At 71.4% G+C, this 15,245-nt stretch carries 14 protein-coding genes and 1 pseudogene; 11 read left to right on the top strand and 4 right to left on the bottom strand.

Going from position 1 to position 15,245, the window contains the following annotated elements; translation table 11 throughout:
• Nucleotides 1-44: 44 nt before the first annotated feature.
• Nucleotides 45-893, top strand: coding sequence for a LysR family transcriptional regulator (locus tag ABD355_RS32055; RefSeq protein WP_344404360.1), 849 nt, complete (start codon nucleotides 45-47; stop codon nucleotides 891-893).
• Between the two features lie 27 nt (nucleotides 894-920).
• On the opposite strand, the gene ABD355_RS32050 is transcribed toward ABD355_RS32055, so the two are convergent.
• Nucleotides 921-1,298: a DUF192 domain-containing protein gene (locus ABD355_RS32050; protein WP_344404359.1), complete on the bottom strand. Its 378-nt coding sequence runs from the start codon at nucleotides 1,296-1,298 to the stop codon at nucleotides 921-923.
• A 128-nt stretch (nucleotides 1,299-1,426) separates the two neighbouring features.
• Between ABD355_RS32050 and ABD355_RS32045 the strand changes: the two genes are divergently transcribed.
• From ABD355_RS32045 to ABD355_RS32035, 3 genes are all read left to right on the top strand, one after another.
• Nucleotides 1,427-2,188: a prepilin peptidase gene (locus ABD355_RS32045; RefSeq protein ID WP_344404358.1), complete on the top strand. Its 762-nt coding sequence runs from the start codon at nucleotides 1,427-1,429 to the stop codon at nucleotides 2,186-2,188.
• 77 nt (nucleotides 2,189-2,265) lie between these two features.
• Nucleotides 2,266-3,138 carry an LLM class flavin-dependent oxidoreductase gene (locus ABD355_RS32040; protein ID WP_344404356.1) on the top strand — a complete coding sequence of 291 codons (873 nt, stop codon included), beginning with the start codon at nucleotides 2,266-2,268 and terminating at the stop codon, nucleotides 3,136-3,138.
• Between the two features lie 104 nt (nucleotides 3,139-3,242).
• The gene (locus ABD355_RS32035) at nucleotides 3,243-4,034 is read left to right on the top strand and encodes a methyltransferase domain-containing protein (RefSeq protein WP_344404355.1); all 792 of its coding nucleotides are present in this window, start codon (nucleotides 3,243-3,245) and stop codon (nucleotides 4,032-4,034) included.
• A gap of 3 nt (nucleotides 4,035-4,037) precedes the next feature.
• Here ABD355_RS32035 and ABD355_RS32030 read toward each other — a convergent pair whose 3' ends face one another.
• The gene (locus ABD355_RS32030) at nucleotides 4,038-5,192 is read right to left on the bottom strand and encodes a winged helix DNA-binding domain-containing protein (RefSeq protein WP_344404354.1); all 1,155 of its coding nucleotides are present in this window, start codon (nucleotides 5,190-5,192) and stop codon (nucleotides 4,038-4,040) included.
• Between the two features lie 647 nt (nucleotides 5,193-5,839).
• On the opposite strand from ABD355_RS32030, the gene ABD355_RS32025 reads away from it, so the two are divergent.
• The 7 genes from ABD355_RS32025 to ABD355_RS31995 all read left to right on the top strand — a co-directional run bounded on the left by ABD355_RS32025 (nucleotide 5,840) and on the right by ABD355_RS31995 (nucleotide 12,747).
• On the top strand, nucleotides 5,840-6,613 hold the full coding sequence (locus ABD355_RS32025; protein ID WP_344404353.1) for an isoprenyl transferase: 774 nt from the start codon (nucleotides 5,840-5,842) through the stop codon (nucleotides 6,611-6,613).
• A 329-nt stretch (nucleotides 6,614-6,942) separates the two neighbouring features.
• Nucleotides 6,943-8,268, top strand: a complete 1,326-nt coding sequence (phoH2, locus tag ABD355_RS32020; protein ID WP_344404352.1) for an RNA 5'-3' helicase PhoH2 — start codon at nucleotides 6,943-6,945, stop codon at nucleotides 8,266-8,268.
• Nucleotides 8,269-8,687: 419 nt separating this feature from the next.
• On the top strand, nucleotides 8,688-9,371 hold the full coding sequence (locus tag ABD355_RS32015; RefSeq protein WP_344404351.1) for an aggregation-promoting factor C-terminal-like domain-containing protein: 684 nt from the start codon (nucleotides 8,688-8,690) through the stop codon (nucleotides 9,369-9,371).
• Between the two features lie 159 nt (nucleotides 9,372-9,530).
• Nucleotides 9,531-10,901, top strand: a complete 1,371-nt coding sequence (locus ABD355_RS32010) for an AI-2E family transporter (RefSeq protein ID WP_344404350.1) — start codon at nucleotides 9,531-9,533, stop codon at nucleotides 10,899-10,901.
• Between the two features lie 137 nt (nucleotides 10,902-11,038).
• Entirely contained in the window at nucleotides 11,039-11,863 is an 825-nt protein-coding gene (locus ABD355_RS32005; protein ID WP_344404349.1) for a MarR family transcriptional regulator, read from the top strand.
• 58 nt (nucleotides 11,864-11,921) lie between these two features.
• Nucleotides 11,922-12,314, top strand: coding sequence for a roadblock/LC7 domain-containing protein (locus tag ABD355_RS32000; RefSeq protein ID WP_344404348.1), 393 nt, complete (start codon nucleotides 11,922-11,924; stop codon nucleotides 12,312-12,314).
• Nucleotides 12,315-12,318: 4 nt separating this feature from the next.
• On the top strand, nucleotides 12,319-12,747 hold the full coding sequence (locus ABD355_RS31995) for a hypothetical protein (RefSeq protein WP_344404347.1): 429 nt from the start codon (nucleotides 12,319-12,321) through the stop codon (nucleotides 12,745-12,747).
• A 44-nt stretch (nucleotides 12,748-12,791) separates the two neighbouring features.
• Here the strand turns inward: ABD355_RS31995 and ABD355_RS31990 are convergent, their stop codons facing one another.
• On the bottom strand, nucleotides 12,792-15,116 hold the full coding sequence (locus ABD355_RS31990) for an ABC transporter permease (protein WP_344404346.1): 2,325 nt from the start codon (nucleotides 15,114-15,116) through the stop codon (nucleotides 12,792-12,794).
• Nucleotides 15,113-15,245 (bottom strand): annotated as a pseudogene (locus tag ABD355_RS31985) (ABC transporter ATP-binding protein); the annotation flags it as partial. The gene ABD355_RS31990 and the pseudogene ABD355_RS31985, both read right to left, overlap by 4 nt.

Here is a 15,245-nt window from a genome sequence, read left to right as displayed (position 1 = left end):
ACCGCAGGGGTATCGATCCCGGTCCCGGTCGGTACTCTGGCGGCGTGGAGACACGTGAGCTGCGGTACTTCGTCGCCGTCGCCGAGGAGCTGCACTTCGGCAGGGCCGCACAGCGGCTCGGGATCGCACAGCCCCCGCTGTCGCGGACGATCAGCCAACTCGAACGACGCCTCGGGGCGGTCCTGCTGGAACGCACCAGCCGCACGGTCGCCCTGACCGAGGCCGGGTCGGTGCTCCTGCGGGAGGCCCGCGCGGCGCTGGACGCGGTCGAGGCCGCCGAGCGTCGCACCCGCCGCGCCGCCCTCGCCGCGGGCGGCCAGACCGGCGTGGTCCTTGCCTCGAAGGCCGGCGCGTCCAGCGAACTGCTGGCGAAACTGCTCGACACCTACGCCGCCGAGCCCGATGCGGCCCCCGTCGAGGTGCTCCTGTGCGGAATCGGCGAGCAGGAACGACTGCTGCGCGACGGCCGCGCCGACGTGGCTCTGCTGCATCTGCCGTTCGACGCGACGGCAGGGCTGGACACCGAAGAGCTCCGCACGGAACGACAGGTCGTGATCCTGCCGGCCGGGCACCCCCTCGCCGGCCGGCCCCATGTGCAGATGGCCGACGTCAGCGAGTTGCCGGACCTGCCGATGCCGCGCTGGCCCGGCCGGGACGGCACATACCCCGACGGCCCGGGTCCGCAGGCCCGGGACCATGCGCAGTTGTACCAGCTGATCGCGCTCGGCCGCGCCTGCTGGATCGCGCCGGAGTCGAGCCGGGCCCAGCTGCGCGACGACGTCGTCGCCGTGCCGGTGCTGGACGCGCCGGCGGTCACGACGGTCATCGCCTGGCCCCCGCACAGCCGCTCCCGGGCCGTCGCGGGCCTCGTCCGCACCGCGACACGTCTCTAGCGGAACAGCCCGGGAACCGCAGGCCCCTCAGCCGTCGACCCTCACCTCCACCCGGGCCCCCACCCTGACCCCCCACCCCGCCATCGCCCCGGCCTCCGACTCCAGCACATGCCGCGAACGGAGCCGGGGCAGCCCCAGCCGCCAGGGCTTCATGGTGACCACGGCGATGACGGTCAGCCCGCGGTCGAGGTAGGCGACGTCGATGGGCATCCGCATCCGGAACGTGTGCACGCTGTTGGCGGGGGAGAGCAGCATCGCCCCGTCGACCGAGTCCCGCCCCAACAGCCCTTTCGTACGGGCGCGGTAGGAGCCGGCGATCTCCAGCGGAACGGTGACAGCGTCCGCCCCGCCACCTCCCGTACGCACGATCAACTTCCCCGGCCCGTCCGCCCACTGCCGCCCCACCCCGAGGCCCCCTCCCACCGCCGTCGTCCGCTGCCTGGAACCGAAGGTATCCGTTCCCCACCGCAGTGGGTCCCCCATGGGCCCGGGGACCCGTGCCACCCGGCCCGCGCCGGGCATAGGGTCCCGCCGTGCGCACACTCCTCACCCTCGTGGCGGCCCTGTGGGGCGCGGGAGCGGGCCTGCTCCTGCCCCGCGCCGCCCACCGCCTCTCGGTCGACCCGGATCAACCGTGGCGCGACCGCTGCCCCGCAGGCCACCGGATCACGGGCACCTTCTCCGGCTGGCTGGGCAGGGCGGCCTGCCGGCAGACCGAAGGGGCACAGGGGACAGGGCTGTGCGGTCCGTACGGCCCGAGCACGGTGGCCGTCTCCACGGCAACCGCCCTCGCCTGTACGGCCCTTGCCGCCGCGGCCGGTCCCCACCCCGAGACGGCGGTCTGGGTGTTCCTCACCCCCGTGGCGGTCCTGCTGACCCTCGTCGACCACCGTGTCCACCGCCTCCCCGACGTCCTGACGCTGCCGCTGGCCGCCATGGCCGCCGCCCTCCTGGGTGTCGCCGCCGCCCTCCCCTCCGCCACGGGATCCTGGCCCACGGCCCTCCTCGGCGGCCCGACCCTGGGCGCCGTCTACCTCGTCCTCTTCCTCGTCCACCCGTCCGGCATGGGCTTCGGCGACGTGAAACTCGCCCTCGCCCTGGGCACGGCCCTCGGCTGGTACGGCTGGCAGATCCTCGTGGCGGGCGCCTTCGCGGGCCTTGTCTACGGCTCGGTGTACGGCTTCGGGATGGTTCTCGCACGCCGCGCGGGCCGCAAGTCGGCCATTCCGCTCGGCCCGTTCATGATCGGTGGGGCGTTCACAGGGCTGCTGCTGGGTGCGGTCGCGGCGGCCTGACGGCGCGCACCGCACACCAAAGGCAGCGGTGCATAAAGGAGTTGTCCCGTTCGTTCCCGCCCGGATAGGAAGAACGCATGACTGGACTCGGTGCCGTGTTCCGACCCCAACTGCCTCCCGAGCGCCTCAGGGACGTCGCCCGCCTCGCGGACGAGAGCGGCCTCGAGGAGCTCTGGCTCTGGGAGGACTGCTTCCGGGAGGGCGGGATCTCCACCGCCGCTGCCGCCCTGGCCTGGACGGAGCGGCTGCGGGTGGGCGTCGGGCTGCTGCCCGTTCCGCTGCGCAACGTCGCCATCACCGCCATGGAGACCGCCGCGCTGCACCGGATGTTCCCGGGGCGCCCGGTCGTCGCCGTCGGGCACGGGGTGCAGGACTGGATGGGGCAGGTCGGGGCGCGGGTCGAGTCGCCCGTCACACTGCTCCGGGAGCACCTGGTCGCGCTGCGGGCCCTGCTCGGCGGTGAGCGGGTGACGACCGAGGGGCGCTACGTCCGGCTCGACGACGTCGCGCTCGACTGGCCGCCCGCCGGGCCCGTGCCCGTGCTGGCCGGCGCCACCGGGCCGCGTTCGCTGCGGCTGGCCGGGGAGGCGGCAGACGGCACGATCCTCACCGCGTCGACCACGGCCGACGGCGTACGGCGGGCCCGTCGGCTCATCGACGAGGGCCGGGAGTCCGCCGGTCGCACCGACCCGCACCAGGTGGTCGTCTACCTCCTCACCGCCACCGGCCCGGACGCCGCCGCCCGACTCCACGCCGAACTCACCGACGAGGGCCTCGACTCCGTCCCCGACCTCGGGGTCGCAGGAGACGCCACCGCTGTGGCCAAGGCCGTACAACGACTGGCGGACGCAGGCGCCGACAGGGTGATCCTGCAACCAACGGGCGACGAGCCGGACCCCGAGGGCTTCGTACGCTTCGCAGCGCAAGAGGTCCGACCGCTGATCCCGTGAAGAGCGCCCCTTCAGGGCGCGGGGCTGCATCGAATTGCGGCACCGCCGCGTGGGCGCGACCAGCCACGACGGAGCCGCAGACGACCTCTGAGAGAACGGACCCCATGCCCCGCAGGGAACCCCGCCCCTTCGAGACCCTCCTCGCCGAAGGCGCAGCCCAACCCACCGAAGGCTGGGACTTCTCCTGGTTCCAGGGCCGCGCCACGGAGCAGCGGCCCTCCTGGGGCTACGCCGTCTCCCTGGCGGACCGCCTCGCCGGGGCGAAGGCCGCCCTGGACATCCAGACCGGCGGAGGCGAGGTCCTGCACTTCGCCCTCGGCCGGGCCGAAAAGGCACCGGCGCTCACCGCCGCGACCGAGGGCTGGCCGCCGAACGCCGCCAAGGCCACCGCCCTGCTCCGCCCCCACGGCACCGTGGTCGTCGCCGTGCCCGAGAACGCCCCGCTCCCCTTCGCGGACGGCGCCTTCGACCTCGTCAGCAGCCGGCACCCGGTGACCCCGCACTGGACGGAGATCGCCCGCGTCCTGGAGCCCGGCGGCACCTACTTCGCCCAGCACGTCGGCCCGAACAGCGTCTTCGAACTCGTCGAGTACTTCCTCGGCCCCCAGCCCGACGCATCCCGCAGCACCCGCCACCCCGACCACGAGCGCGCCGGCGCCGAAGTCGCCGGCCTGGAGGTCGTCGACCTGCGCGCCGAACGGCTCCGCATCGAGTTCCACGACATCGCGGCCGTCGTCCACTTCCTCCGCAAGGTGGTCTGGATGGTCCCGGACTTCACGGTCGAGGCGTACCAGGACCGGCTCCGCGCCCTGCACGAACGGATCGAGGCCGAGGGCCCGTTCGTCGCGCACAGGACCCGCCACCTCTTCGAGGCCCGCAAGCCGCACCACCGGTGAGCCCTATGCGTGCGCTCCCGCCGTCACCTCCCCGATCACCAACTCCGCCTCCGCCTCCAGCACTTCGCCGACCCGCTCCACCTGCTCGCCCAGCTCCCGCTCCTGCCGCGCCGTCAGCCGTCCGAGCGGCTCCACCGTGACGGTCGTACGACGTCCCCGGCGGCGCTGGTGCCACACCCCCGCCACCACGCCGTCCACCAGCAGCACCGGATAGTTGCCCGCCTGGCCGCCCGCCAGCGCGCGTTCGTGGGCGGCCCCCGGGAACAGCAGCTCCCGAGGCTGCGCGGCGATGCCGTACGCGTCGAAGTACGGCAGCAGACGGACCCCGGGCAGCCGCCCCTCCGGGAACTCCGTGTCGCCCGCCACGACCCAGCAGCCCCTCGCCCCTTCGAAGACGACCTCCTCGATCTCTCCCACCCCGGCGAGAGTGCCGAACAGTCTGGCGGCCCAACCGCCGGGCGCCGCCAGCCACTTGGCGAAGTTCTGCGGGGTCGCCGGGCCGTATGCGCGCAGGTAGCGGAGTACCAGCTCGCGCACCGCCTCGTCCGCCGGCAGCGGGGTGAAGTGCGGCGGGCGGGTGTACGTCACCTTGCGGCCGCGGTTCGGCCCGAAGCACAGGGCGCCTGACTGGCCGGCCCGGTGCAGCACCTGCCGCCAGCGCGGCCACAGGTCCTGGAACGCGGGCATCACCCGGTCGCCGGCCCAGGAACCGGTGCGCGCGACGACCTCCTCGCTCAGCTCGTCGATGGTCAGGGAGACCCCTTCCAGGGCATCCCCGATCGCCACCACGATCTGCCGCGCCTGCTCCTCGGTGACCCGTACACCCGGTGCGAACGGGCCGGCGGTGGACGGTACGGCAGGCAAGGCCGAGCACCACAGGGGCAGGTCGCGCGCGGGCAGCAGATGTACGGTCCCGCGCGGGCCGTGCGTCTTCACCAGCGTCCGCTCGTCCCACAGCGCGGCGCGCACCGCTGCCCGGGTCGTCCCGGCCGTCCGCACCCCCACCGACACCTCGGCCGCGGACAGCACCTGCGCATGCGCGGCGAGCATCGCGTCGACCACATCGGCGACCGCCGTGCCCGGCTCGGCAGGGTTGGCCAGGAACTGCCGTTCCAGTCGGCGCGCGCTCGCCTCGTTCCAGCTGATCCTCAGGGTCATGGGACGACGGTAGGGCTCAAGGAGGACAGTTTCTGTCCTAGATCGACGTCCGGTGTGCCGATGCGGGTGGTTTCCACATCGTTATCCCCGCGGGTCGATTCCAGTCCCATCGGTCACGTAAGTTCAGACCAAGGTAATTCGCGTGAGCAAAGCTGCGCGGCGGCACCGCGCGGTGGAGGGGGCTGCGCGGTGCCGTATCCCCGTCAAATCGGCGTTCGCGGGCCGGTTCACCCGGCTGGGGGATGCCCGGACAACTCGCCGAACAAGCCCCAAGACCCGGCAAACCCTCCGGATCACTCCGCTTCCCGCACGTTTCCCCTGGAAATCCGCTGTGATCCGGCCATGAGTCCGCTGTGAAAGTGCCTCTCCATGGCCATCGGCGCGTCGTCGTTCGAATTCGGAGAGTAGTTGTGGCACGCCGATGCACCCAGCAGCACTTACAAAGGGTTATGGTGGAAACCCCCCCTCGGGCCGGTCCGTCTCCCCCCCACGGACCGGCCCGTTTTCTGTGCGCCCCACCACCCCTTGGGAGAGCCGTGGTGGAGCCGGGGGTAGGCTTCGCCTCCGGGGACCGCCATACGGACAGGATCGCCCTCCACACTCCTGGGCCGCGCCTGTCCGATCCGTACGGAGGGGCTGACAATCACGTGAACCTGCGCGACAAGCTGCGCGGCCTGCTGGTCAGGCTGTACGCACGCCGGGTGGAAGGCCACCTGGACCACGCTCAGGTGCCCAAGCACATCGGCGTCATCATGGACGGCAACCGACGCTGGGCGAAGGCCGCGGGCTCCTCCACCGAGCACGGCCACCGGGCCGGTGCCGAGAAGATCGAGGAGTTCCTCGGCTGGTGCAGCGAGACGGACGTCGAGGTCGTCACCCTCTGGCTGCTGTCGACGGACAACTTCGACCGGCCCCAGGAAGAGCTCGGCCCGCTCCTCGGGATCATCGAGGACGTCGTGAAGACCCTCGCCGTCGACGGCCGCTGGCGGGTGCACCACGTCGGCACCCCCGACCTGCTCCCGCCGCAGATGCAGACCACCCTGAAGGAGGCCGAGGAGGCCACCGCCGGCATCGACGGGATACTGGTCAACGTCGCCATCGGATACGGCGGCCGCCAGGAGATCGCCGACGCGGTGCGCTCGATGCTCCTCGACGCCCAGGACAAGGGCACCTCGATGGAGGACCTCGCCGAGGCCGTCGACATCGACATGATCGGCCGTCACCTCTACACCGGGGCCCAGCCCGATCCCGACCTGGTGATCCGTACCAGCGGTGAGCAGAGGTTGTCCGGATTCATGCTCTGGCAGACCGCGCACTCCGAGTACTACTTCTGCGAGGTCTTCTGGCCGGCCTTCCGCAAGGTCGACTTCCTGCGCGCCCTGCGTGACTACGCGGCGCGACACCGGCGTTACGGCGGCTGACACGCCGTACCCCTCCGAAGGGCGCGCGAGTACCCCGATTTGGGGCACTCGTAACAAGGAGTTCACCAGGGTGCCGTCATATGCGTCGGCATGGTGACGCATGTTCGAGGGCATAAGCCAGTCAGGTCGATGCCCGAACCACGGGTGTCGGATCTCAGCGGGCGGCACGGGGCCGTCCGCCCGGGAGGCCCTTTGCACCAGCCCGACCGTGCGGTTCCAGCACGGAAGAACAGGCGGAGGGCCGGTTTTCGGCCCGTGCATCGCGGCCGTCGACCGGCCCAGCTCCACTCCGTCGCTCCCCGACCTCATCCGAGGGGGTACGTCCTTCCGTGGTGACCAGCACAAAGCGCCACAAGCCAGACCGGCGCACCTATGTTCTCGACACCAGCGTCCTGCTGGCCGACCCGAACGCCCTGAGCCGCTTCGACGAGCACGAGGTCGTGCTCCCCATCGTCGTGGTCACGGAGCTGGAGGCCAAGCGGCACCATCCCGAGCTCGGCTACTTCGCCCGGCAGGCCCTCAGGCTGCTCGACGAGTTCCGGGTCCGGCACGGCCGCCTCGATGCCCCCATCCCGATCGGGGAACTCGGCGGCACCGTACGTGTCGAGCTCAATCACTCGGACCCCAGCGTGCTGCCGACCGGCTACCGCCTGGGGGACAACGACTCCCGCATCCTCGCGGTCGCCCGCAATCTGCAGGCCGAGGGGTTCGACGTCACCGTCGTGTCGAAGGACCTGCCGCTCAGGATCAAGGCCTCGTCCGTCGGTCTCCTCGCCGAGGAGTACCGCGCCGAACTCGCCATCACGGACTCCTCCGGCTGGACCGGAATGTCCGAACTGACCCTGCCCGGCGAGCAGGTGGACCTCCTCTTCGAGGAAGGGCACGTGTATGTGCCCGAGGCGTCCGACCTGCCCGTGCACACCGGGCTGACCATCCAGTCGGAGCGCGGCAAGGCGCTCGGCCGGGTCACCGCCGAGGGCAACATCCGCCTGGTGCGCGGCGACCGGGAGGCCTTCGGCATCAAGGGCAGGAGCGCGGAGCAGCGGATCGCGCTGGATCTGCTCCTCGACCCGGACATCGGGATCGTCTCCATGGGCGGCCGGGCCGGCACCGGCAAGTCGGCGCTCGCGCTGTGCGCGGGACTGGAGGCGGTGCTGGAGCGGCGTCAGCACCAGAAGGTGATGGTCTTCCGGCCGCTGTACGCGGTCGGCGGGCAGGAACTCGGCTATCTCCCCGGCTCCGAGGCCGAGAAGATGAGCCCCTGGGCGCAGGCGGTCTTCGACACGCTGTCCGCGGTCACCAGCCGCGAGGTCATCGAGGAGGTCACCGCACGCGGAATGCTGGAGGTCCTTCCGCTCACCCACATCCGCGGACGCTCGTTGCACGACGCCTTCGTGATCGTGGACGAGGCGCAGTCACTGGAACGGAATGTACTGCTGACCGTTCTGTCCCGAATCGGCGCCAATTCGCGGGTGGTTCTCACCCATGACGTGGCACAGCGGGACAATCTGCGCGTCGGTCGCTACGACGGTGTCGTCGCCGTGGTCGAGAAGCTGAAGGGGCATCCGCTCTTCGCGCATGTGACGCTGACCAGGTCCGAGAGGTCCCAGATCGCGGCGCTTGTGACCGAAATGCTCGAAGACGGGCAGATCTGAGGCAGACCGCCAAGTCTGAGGTAGTTCCAGGTCAGTTGGCGCCGTCCCGCAAAGGCTGTGAGCCTAGTGGGGCGGCGCCTTCGCGTGTTGCGGTTTCTCAAAATCCCTGGGGTCAAACGGGATGTGAGCTTTCACACGCAACTCAGAATTGCCACCCGGCGTCCGGTTACGGCAGAGTCTCACTCCTGTCAGGCCCCGCATACGACACACCTGTACCCCCAGCGGTACGGCACCACACGAGCACCACAGCTAACTCCACAGCGTCGTCGTATGCCGCCCGAGCACCACGCGGCGCTCCCCTCGCGGGAGTTGCCCACCGGGCCCGCGCCTCCCGTGACCCCGTAGTTGGGAGGCCAGAGTCAGGGGCACGATTGCGTCCGCCAGGGTCACCGAAGCGGGCGATGCTGGAAGGAAACCGTGTGAGCCGGATTTCGGTCCGGGGATTCGCAGTGGCCTCGGCCACCGCGGTCACCGCCGTCGGAAGCGTTGTCGGAGTTGCCTCGGGCAGCACCGCCCAGCCCAACGACGCCGAGGCGACGGCAAGCGACGCGACGCTCCTGGCGGACATACCCGCGGGCCAGCAGGCCCAGGTCCAGACCGCCTCCCTGACGCAGCAGGCCGACGCCCAGGCCATCCAGGCCGACGCGAGCGCCAAGAAGGACGCCGAGGAGGCCGCCCGCAAGGCTGCCGCCGACACGGCCATCGCCAAGAAGGCTGCGGCGGAGAAGGCTGCCCAGGAGGCCAAGGACCGCGCCGACGCCAAGGAGAAGGCCAGCCGCAGCGCCGGCGACTTCCCGATCCAGAGCTCGTACTCCATCGCCGAGATCCAGGCGATGGCACGGCAGATGGTGCCCGGCAACCAGTTCCAGTGCTTCAGCTACATAGTGGACCACGAGTCCAGCTGGAACTATCACGCGGTCAACGCCTCCTCCGGCGCCTACGGCCTCTTCCAGGCGCTGCCCGCCTCGAAGTACTCCACGGCCGGCTCCGACTGGCAGACCAACCCGGCCACGCAGATCAAGTGGGGCCTGAACTACATGAACAGCCGCTACGGCAGCCCGTGCGAGGCGCAGTCCTTCTGGGCCGCGAACCACTGGTACTAGGCCCGGCGCGGAGCCGCCGAGACCCGCGGTCTCGCCTCTCAACCTTCGACAGCCCCTCCCCGTCATAGGGGGAGGGGCTGTTGCCCTGTACGGTCGATGCGACGACTCCAGGGGGGAGTGGTGTGGAGCACCCGGGGACGCGGGGGAAGAGGACGGATCATGTCGCGAGTGCCAGGGTGGCTCGGCCGCATCGGTGCCGGTCTGACCGAGGTGAGTGAGCGGTTGGACGAGCGCCGCGCCGAGGTGGAGCGGGAGAGCGCCGGGGACGACGCACCGCGCCCGCCCCGCAGGGCCGCCGCGGAGGCCCCGCCGCCCCCGGACCACGCGACCGAGGCGCCGCCCGCGCCCGTCGTACGCCCCGACCCCGTGCAGGCCGTGCCGTGGAGCGTGCGCGTCGCCGCCGAGGCCGGCTGGCGGCTGCTGGTGCTCGCGGGCACCGTCTGGGTGCTGATGCGGATCATCAGCGCCGTCCAACTCGTCGTCTTCGCCTTCGTCGTCGCCCTGCTCATCACGGCGCTGCTGCAACCGACGGTGGCCCGCCTCAAGAGCCACGGCGTGCCGCGCGGTCCCGCCACCGCCCTCACCGCGATCCTCGGCTTCGTCGTGATGGGGCTGCTGGGCTGGTTCGTGACCTGGCAGATCATGGAGAACATCGACAACCTCTCCAACCAGATCCAGAACGGCATCGACGACCTGCGCAACTGGCTGCTGAAGAGCCCCTTCCACGTCACCGACAAGCAGATCAACCAGATCGCCAAGAACCTGCGCGAGGCGGTCGGCGCGAACACCGACCAGATCACGTCCTTCGGTCTGGAAGGCGTCCAGGTCGTCGTCGAGGCACTCACCGGCATCCTGCTGACCTTCTTCTCGACCCTCTTCCTCCTCTACGACGGCCGGCGCATCTGGGAGTGGACGCTGAAGCTGGTGCCGGCGGCGGCCCGCCCCGGTGTCGCGGGCGCGGGCCCGCGGGCCTGGCGCACGCTGACCGCCTATGTGCGCGGCACGGTGCTGGTGGCCCTGATCGACGCCATCTTCATCGGCCTGGGCATCTACTTCCTCAACGTCCCCATGGCCGTCCCGCTGGCCGTGTTCATCTTCCTGTTCTCCTTCATCCCGCTGGTCGGCGCGGTGGCCTCCGGTGCGCTGGCGGTGGTCGTCGCACTGGTCACCCAGGGCGTGTTCACGGCCGTGATGACGCTCCTGGTGGTCCTCGCGGTCCAGCAGATCGAGGGCCACATCCTGCAGCCCTTCATCCTCGGCCGCGCGGTACGCGTCCACCCCCTCGCGGTGGTCCTGTCGGTCGCGGCGGGCGGCATGGTGGCCGGAATCGGCGGCGCGGTGGTCGCCGTACCGCTGGTGGCGGTGACGAACACGGTGGTGGGGTACTTGAGGGCGTACTCCGCTGGACTTCTCCCTGCCGATCAGCAACCACCAGCCCGTCTGGGGGCACCCCCTCTGGGGGAGTTCGAGGACGAGGCCGTTCAGGCCGAAGGGGGGCCCGGGGGCGTGGCCCCCGCTGACGGCGCCTGAAACGAGCGCACCGCTCGATCAAATGCGCACCGAACAAAGCGATTTGAACGAGCCCCCGGCTCAACTTCCGTCACCTGAAGACAGCTCGGAAATCTGCACCCGGAATATGCGTTCGGACTGATACACCTTCCCGCGTGATGCCGGGCTACGACCTGCTGACGCGGGCCCTCGCCGCCTGTGGGCGGGAAGAGTGGACCGGTGTCCTGCGCGTGTCCGGGGCACCCGGCGGCGCCCTGCACCTCCGGGACGGGCTCGTCGTCGCCGCCGAGTCGCCCGGGGCGCCGGGCCCCGAGACGCTGCTGCTGCGGTCCGGGCGGGTCGACGGCGAGCAGTGGGCCGCGCTGGTCCGGCAGGCCGGGGGCGCACGCTGGCCGGCCGCCGGTCTGATCGCCCACGGATACGCCGGTGCCGCCCAGCTCAGGGTGGTGTGCGTGATGGCGCTGCAGGACGCGGCGTTCGCGATCCTCGCGGGCCGCGTCGACGGCTGCGAGCGCGCCGAGTACGGCGCCGAACCGCCCGCTCCGGTCGCCGTGGGCGAGCCGCCCGCCCGGCTCCTGGAGGACGCGGCCCGCAAACTCGCCGCCCTCGCGGCCCTGCCCCGCCCCGTCCACCCCGACCGCGAACGGCCCCTCCCCGCCCCGCACTCCGGCGGCCCGCACACCGCGCTGCAACGCGCGCTGCTGGAGCACGCCGACGGCCGCCGTACCGCCCGCGACCTGGCCTTCCGCGTCGGCCGCGGCGTCTACACCGTCACCGTCGAGGTCGCGCGGATGCTCGGCGAGGGCCTCCTGGAATGCTCCGCCGCGCCCGCGCCGATCCCGGTGCGCGCACCCCCCGACGGCATTCGCCACCGCACCCCGCCACCGCCCGCACCACCCCCACCGCAACCGCCGACTCCCGTCGACCTGCCCCGGCGCAGACCGGGCGGCTTCTTCCGCCTGCGGAACGGAACCCCGAAATGAATCAGCCGAGCAGCCGCCAAACACCAGAAATGCGAAGAGAAACAGGGGAGTTGAGCATATGGATCACGAAGCTCTGGCGCTCGAAATGCGCGGCCTCAGGGAGCAGGTGGCCGGGATCACCGACACCGCGGTCGCCGCGGCCGACGGACTGCTGATCGCCGCCGACACCGCCGACTCCATCGATCCGGAAGGCCTTGCCGCCCTCGCCGCGGCCGGCCTCGGCCTCGCCCGCCGCACGGCCCAGGCGACCGCCCGCGGCACGCTGCGCCGGACCGTGACGTACGGCAGCCACGGCTGCGCCGCCTTCTACGCCGTCGGCGACACCGCCCTGATGGTCGTGCTGGGCGACGAGGGCATGGACGTCGACCGCCTGCACCGGGTGACTCAGCCCGCCCTGGACCGCATCGGCTCGATCCTCATGCACCAGAACAAGACCGCAGAAGGAGTCTGAAGGGATGGCGACGAAGCGTATGACCCCAGGTTTCTCCGACCAGGTGATGGGCCTGGTCAAGTCCCTCCGCACCGACGCCCCCGACTGTGTCGCCTCGGGCGTCGTCGACATGTCCACCGGCATGCTGCTGTCGTACGAGACCGTCGACAACCACCCGCCGGAGGTCCTCGACCTGCTGGCCGGCGCGACCCTCGACCTGTTCCAGGGACGCACGGTCGTGATGATCGAGGACGTCTTCAAGGAGCGCCGCGGGGTCCAGAGCGACAACCACTTCTTCCAGGAGATCCTGGTCAACAGCGAGAACCTCACACACCTGTTCGTGCGCATGAACGAGCAGCAGGACGTCGTCGCCGTCGTCGTCTGCCGCAAGTCGGTCAATGTGGGGATGCTGTTCGCACAGGTACGGCGGGTGGTGCGGGAGTACGGCCTGTGAACGGACAGGGCCCCTCCCCGCGTCGGGGAGGGGCCCTGGGCCGGCTACTCGGTGCGCAGCCCGTCCGGGCGCATCAGCCGCAGCAGCGGGGGCAGGCTGAGCAGGGTCACGGCGAGTACGACACCCGCGCCGATGGCCGTCATCGACAGCACGCTCGCCCAGTCCACGGTCACCGTCTCGCCGGTCATCCGCAGCAGCACCGCGCCCAGCGTGAGCCCGACCACCGACGCCAGCAGCAGGCCCAGCGCGATCGGGATCGCCGTCTGCCACAGCACCGACAGGCTCAGCGTGCGGCGCCGGGTGCCGAAGGCCACCAGCGAGGACAGCAGCTTCTTGCGCTCCCGCAGCTGCTCCAGCTGAGAGACCAGCAGGCTCGCGCCGATCAGCAGCAGGACGCAGGTCGCCCCCACGAACAGGCCGTTGCGGATGGCGCGGAACTGCAGGTCCACCTTGCCGGCCGTCAGGGCGTACACGTCCGCCAGCGGATCCAGCCGCGCGGCGGTGTTGCGCGCGTACTCGCGGGCGTCCGGCACCGAGGGATCCAGCGCGACGAACACCTTCTGGCTCAGTCCGGCCACCGTCGCCGCGGGCAGCGCGCCCGAGGCGAACAGCAGGCCGCCGCGCTCGTAGCCGGTCGGGTCCTCGCGCTGGGAGGCCGTCTTGATCCCGGCGGGCATCTTCCAGGCCGTGGTGCGGGTCTCGGTCCCGCCGTCGAACCAGAGGGTGGTGCCCGGCCTGGCGAGCTTCCTGGTGTCGTCGTCGTACCCGGTGCCGAGGATCTGGAAGACGTCGCCTTCCCGGCAGGACGGAAGCTGCGCCACCTCGCGCAGTTCCCTGCAGCTGCCGACGGCGACCTCCGTCGAGTGCTCCGGGTCCTTCGCCTTGTTCCCGGCCGAGCCCGTGGCCAGGCCCAGCGCACTGCGTACGCCCTTCGTGTGCGCGAGCTGCCCGCGGACCTGGTCCGGGGCGACACTGCCCTGTACATCGACCTGGAGCTGGGCCCGGCGCAGATCGCTGGCGGTGGCCTTGACGTAGTCGTGCTCAACGCCCGCGAACAGCATCTGCAGGGCGATCGCCCCGGCCACCGCGACCGCGATGCCGTTGACCATGCGGGCGGCCGAACCGCTGCTCAACTGCAGTCTGCGGACGGCCAGTTGCCAGGAGACCGAGCCGGAGTTCAGCCGGGCCACCGTGGCCTCGACGATCCACGGCAGCAGCGCGGTGACACCGATCAGCAGCAGCACGGTGCCGCTGATCACCATCCACTCGTTGAAGTTCCCGTGGGTGTTGCCCTGCCCGATCATCGGGTACAGCAGCGCGAGACCGCCCAGCGGCAGCAGCAGTCGCCACCACAGCCGGCGGCGCGGCGGCTTGGCCGTACGGACCACGCCGAGCGGTTCGATGACGACCCCGCGCAGTGCGAACAGCGTCACCAGGACGGCCGCGGCCGGTACGGCGACGGCGACGAGCGCGACGAGCAGGCGCGACGGGTTGAGGTCGCTGGGGAACACACTGATGTCCCGCACCACCAGCAGCCCCGCCGACTGCCGTCCGGCCAGGAAGAAGAGGGTGCCGAGGGCGAGCCCGAGCAGCGCCCCCGCGAGTGCCTCGCCGCCCGCGACCCGGCGCGCCATCCGGCCGTCCGCCCCGACCAGCCTGAGCGCCGCCAGCCGACGATCGCGCCGCTCGCCGCCGAAGCGCACGGCGGCCGCGATGAACACGCCGACGGGCAGCAGCAGCACCACGAAGATGATCATGATGAGCAGGAGCAGGATCGGGTCGAGCCCGTCCTGCTGGTGCCCGGGGGAGGGCCCGAAGTAGCTGATCCGCTCGACGGAGCCGCTCGACAGACGGCTCTCCAGCCCGGTCGCCCCCGCGTAGTAGGCGAGTTCGGCGGGCCCGATGACCCCGGAGTGTCCGATCGTGCCGACGACGCGATAGGGCAGCCGTTCGCGCAGCAGCTTGCCGGAACCGGACTTCAGCAGCTCCTGCAGCGCGGGCGAGACGACCATCTCGCCCTTGCCCGGGAACTTCGCGACGCCCGGTGGCAGCGGCGCCTTCACGCCCTCGGGCTCCAGCAGCCGACCCCGCACATCCGTACTGCGGAACGTCGTGTCGGCCCTGCCGATGATCAGCGTGTCGGCCTTCTTCGGCAGCACCTTCCCGCTGTATGTGAAGTCGTCCCGGGCGGTGCTGCGCTTGTCCCGCGCGGACAGGGCGTTGGGTATCGCCGTGGTCAGCAGCAGCAACGCCACCCCGAGCCCGACACCCACGGCCGTCAGCAGGGCCCGGGTCCACCCCTCCCGCCCGCCGGCGAAGGCGAACCGCACCCCCATGGCCAGGTCCCTGGCCCACCGCCGGGCACTCATACGGCCCGCTCCATGTCCCGGGACTTGCCGTCGCGTACGACGATCTCGCGGTCCGAGTAGGCGGCCACCCGGGCCTCGTGCGTGACGAGGACGACGGCGGCGTTGGTGGACCGGGCGGCGTCCGTGAGC

The sequence above is a fragment of the Streptomyces longisporus genome (genome assembly GCF_039532765.1).
Lineage (GTDB): Bacteria > Actinomycetota > Actinomycetes > Streptomycetales > Streptomycetaceae > Streptomyces > Streptomyces longisporus.
This window is presented reverse-complemented; position numbering and strand designations above follow the sequence as displayed.

Excerpts from the sequence above, each read along its gene's own strand:
- ABD355_RS32040 (WP_344404356.1), top strand. The coding sequence starts at position 2,266 with ATGACTGGACTCGGTGCCGTGTTCCGACCCCAACTGCCTCCCGAGCGC.
- ABD355_RS32035 (WP_344404355.1), top strand. The coding sequence starts at position 3,243 with ATGCCCCGCAGGGAACCCCGCCCCTTCGAGACCCTCCTCGCCGAAGGC.
- ABD355_RS32030 (WP_344404354.1), bottom strand. The coding sequence starts at position 5,192 with ATGACCCTGAGGATCAGCTGGAACGAGGCGAGCGCGCGCCGACTGGAA.
- ABD355_RS32010 (WP_344404350.1), top strand. The coding sequence starts at position 9,531 with ATGTCGCGAGTGCCAGGGTGGCTCGGCCGCATCGGTGCCGGTCTGACC.
- ABD355_RS32005 (WP_344404349.1), top strand. The coding sequence starts at position 11,039 with ATGCCGGGCTACGACCTGCTGACGCGGGCCCTCGCCGCCTGTGGGCGG.
- ABD355_RS32000 (WP_344404348.1), top strand. The coding sequence starts at position 11,922 with ATGGATCACGAAGCTCTGGCGCTCGAAATGCGCGGCCTCAGGGAGCAG.
- ABD355_RS31995 (WP_344404347.1), top strand. The coding sequence starts at position 12,319 with ATGGCGACGAAGCGTATGACCCCAGGTTTCTCCGACCAGGTGATGGGC.
- ABD355_RS31990 (WP_344404346.1), bottom strand. The coding sequence starts at position 15,116 with ATGAGTGCCCGGCGGTGGGCCAGGGACCTGGCCATGGGGGTGCGGTTC.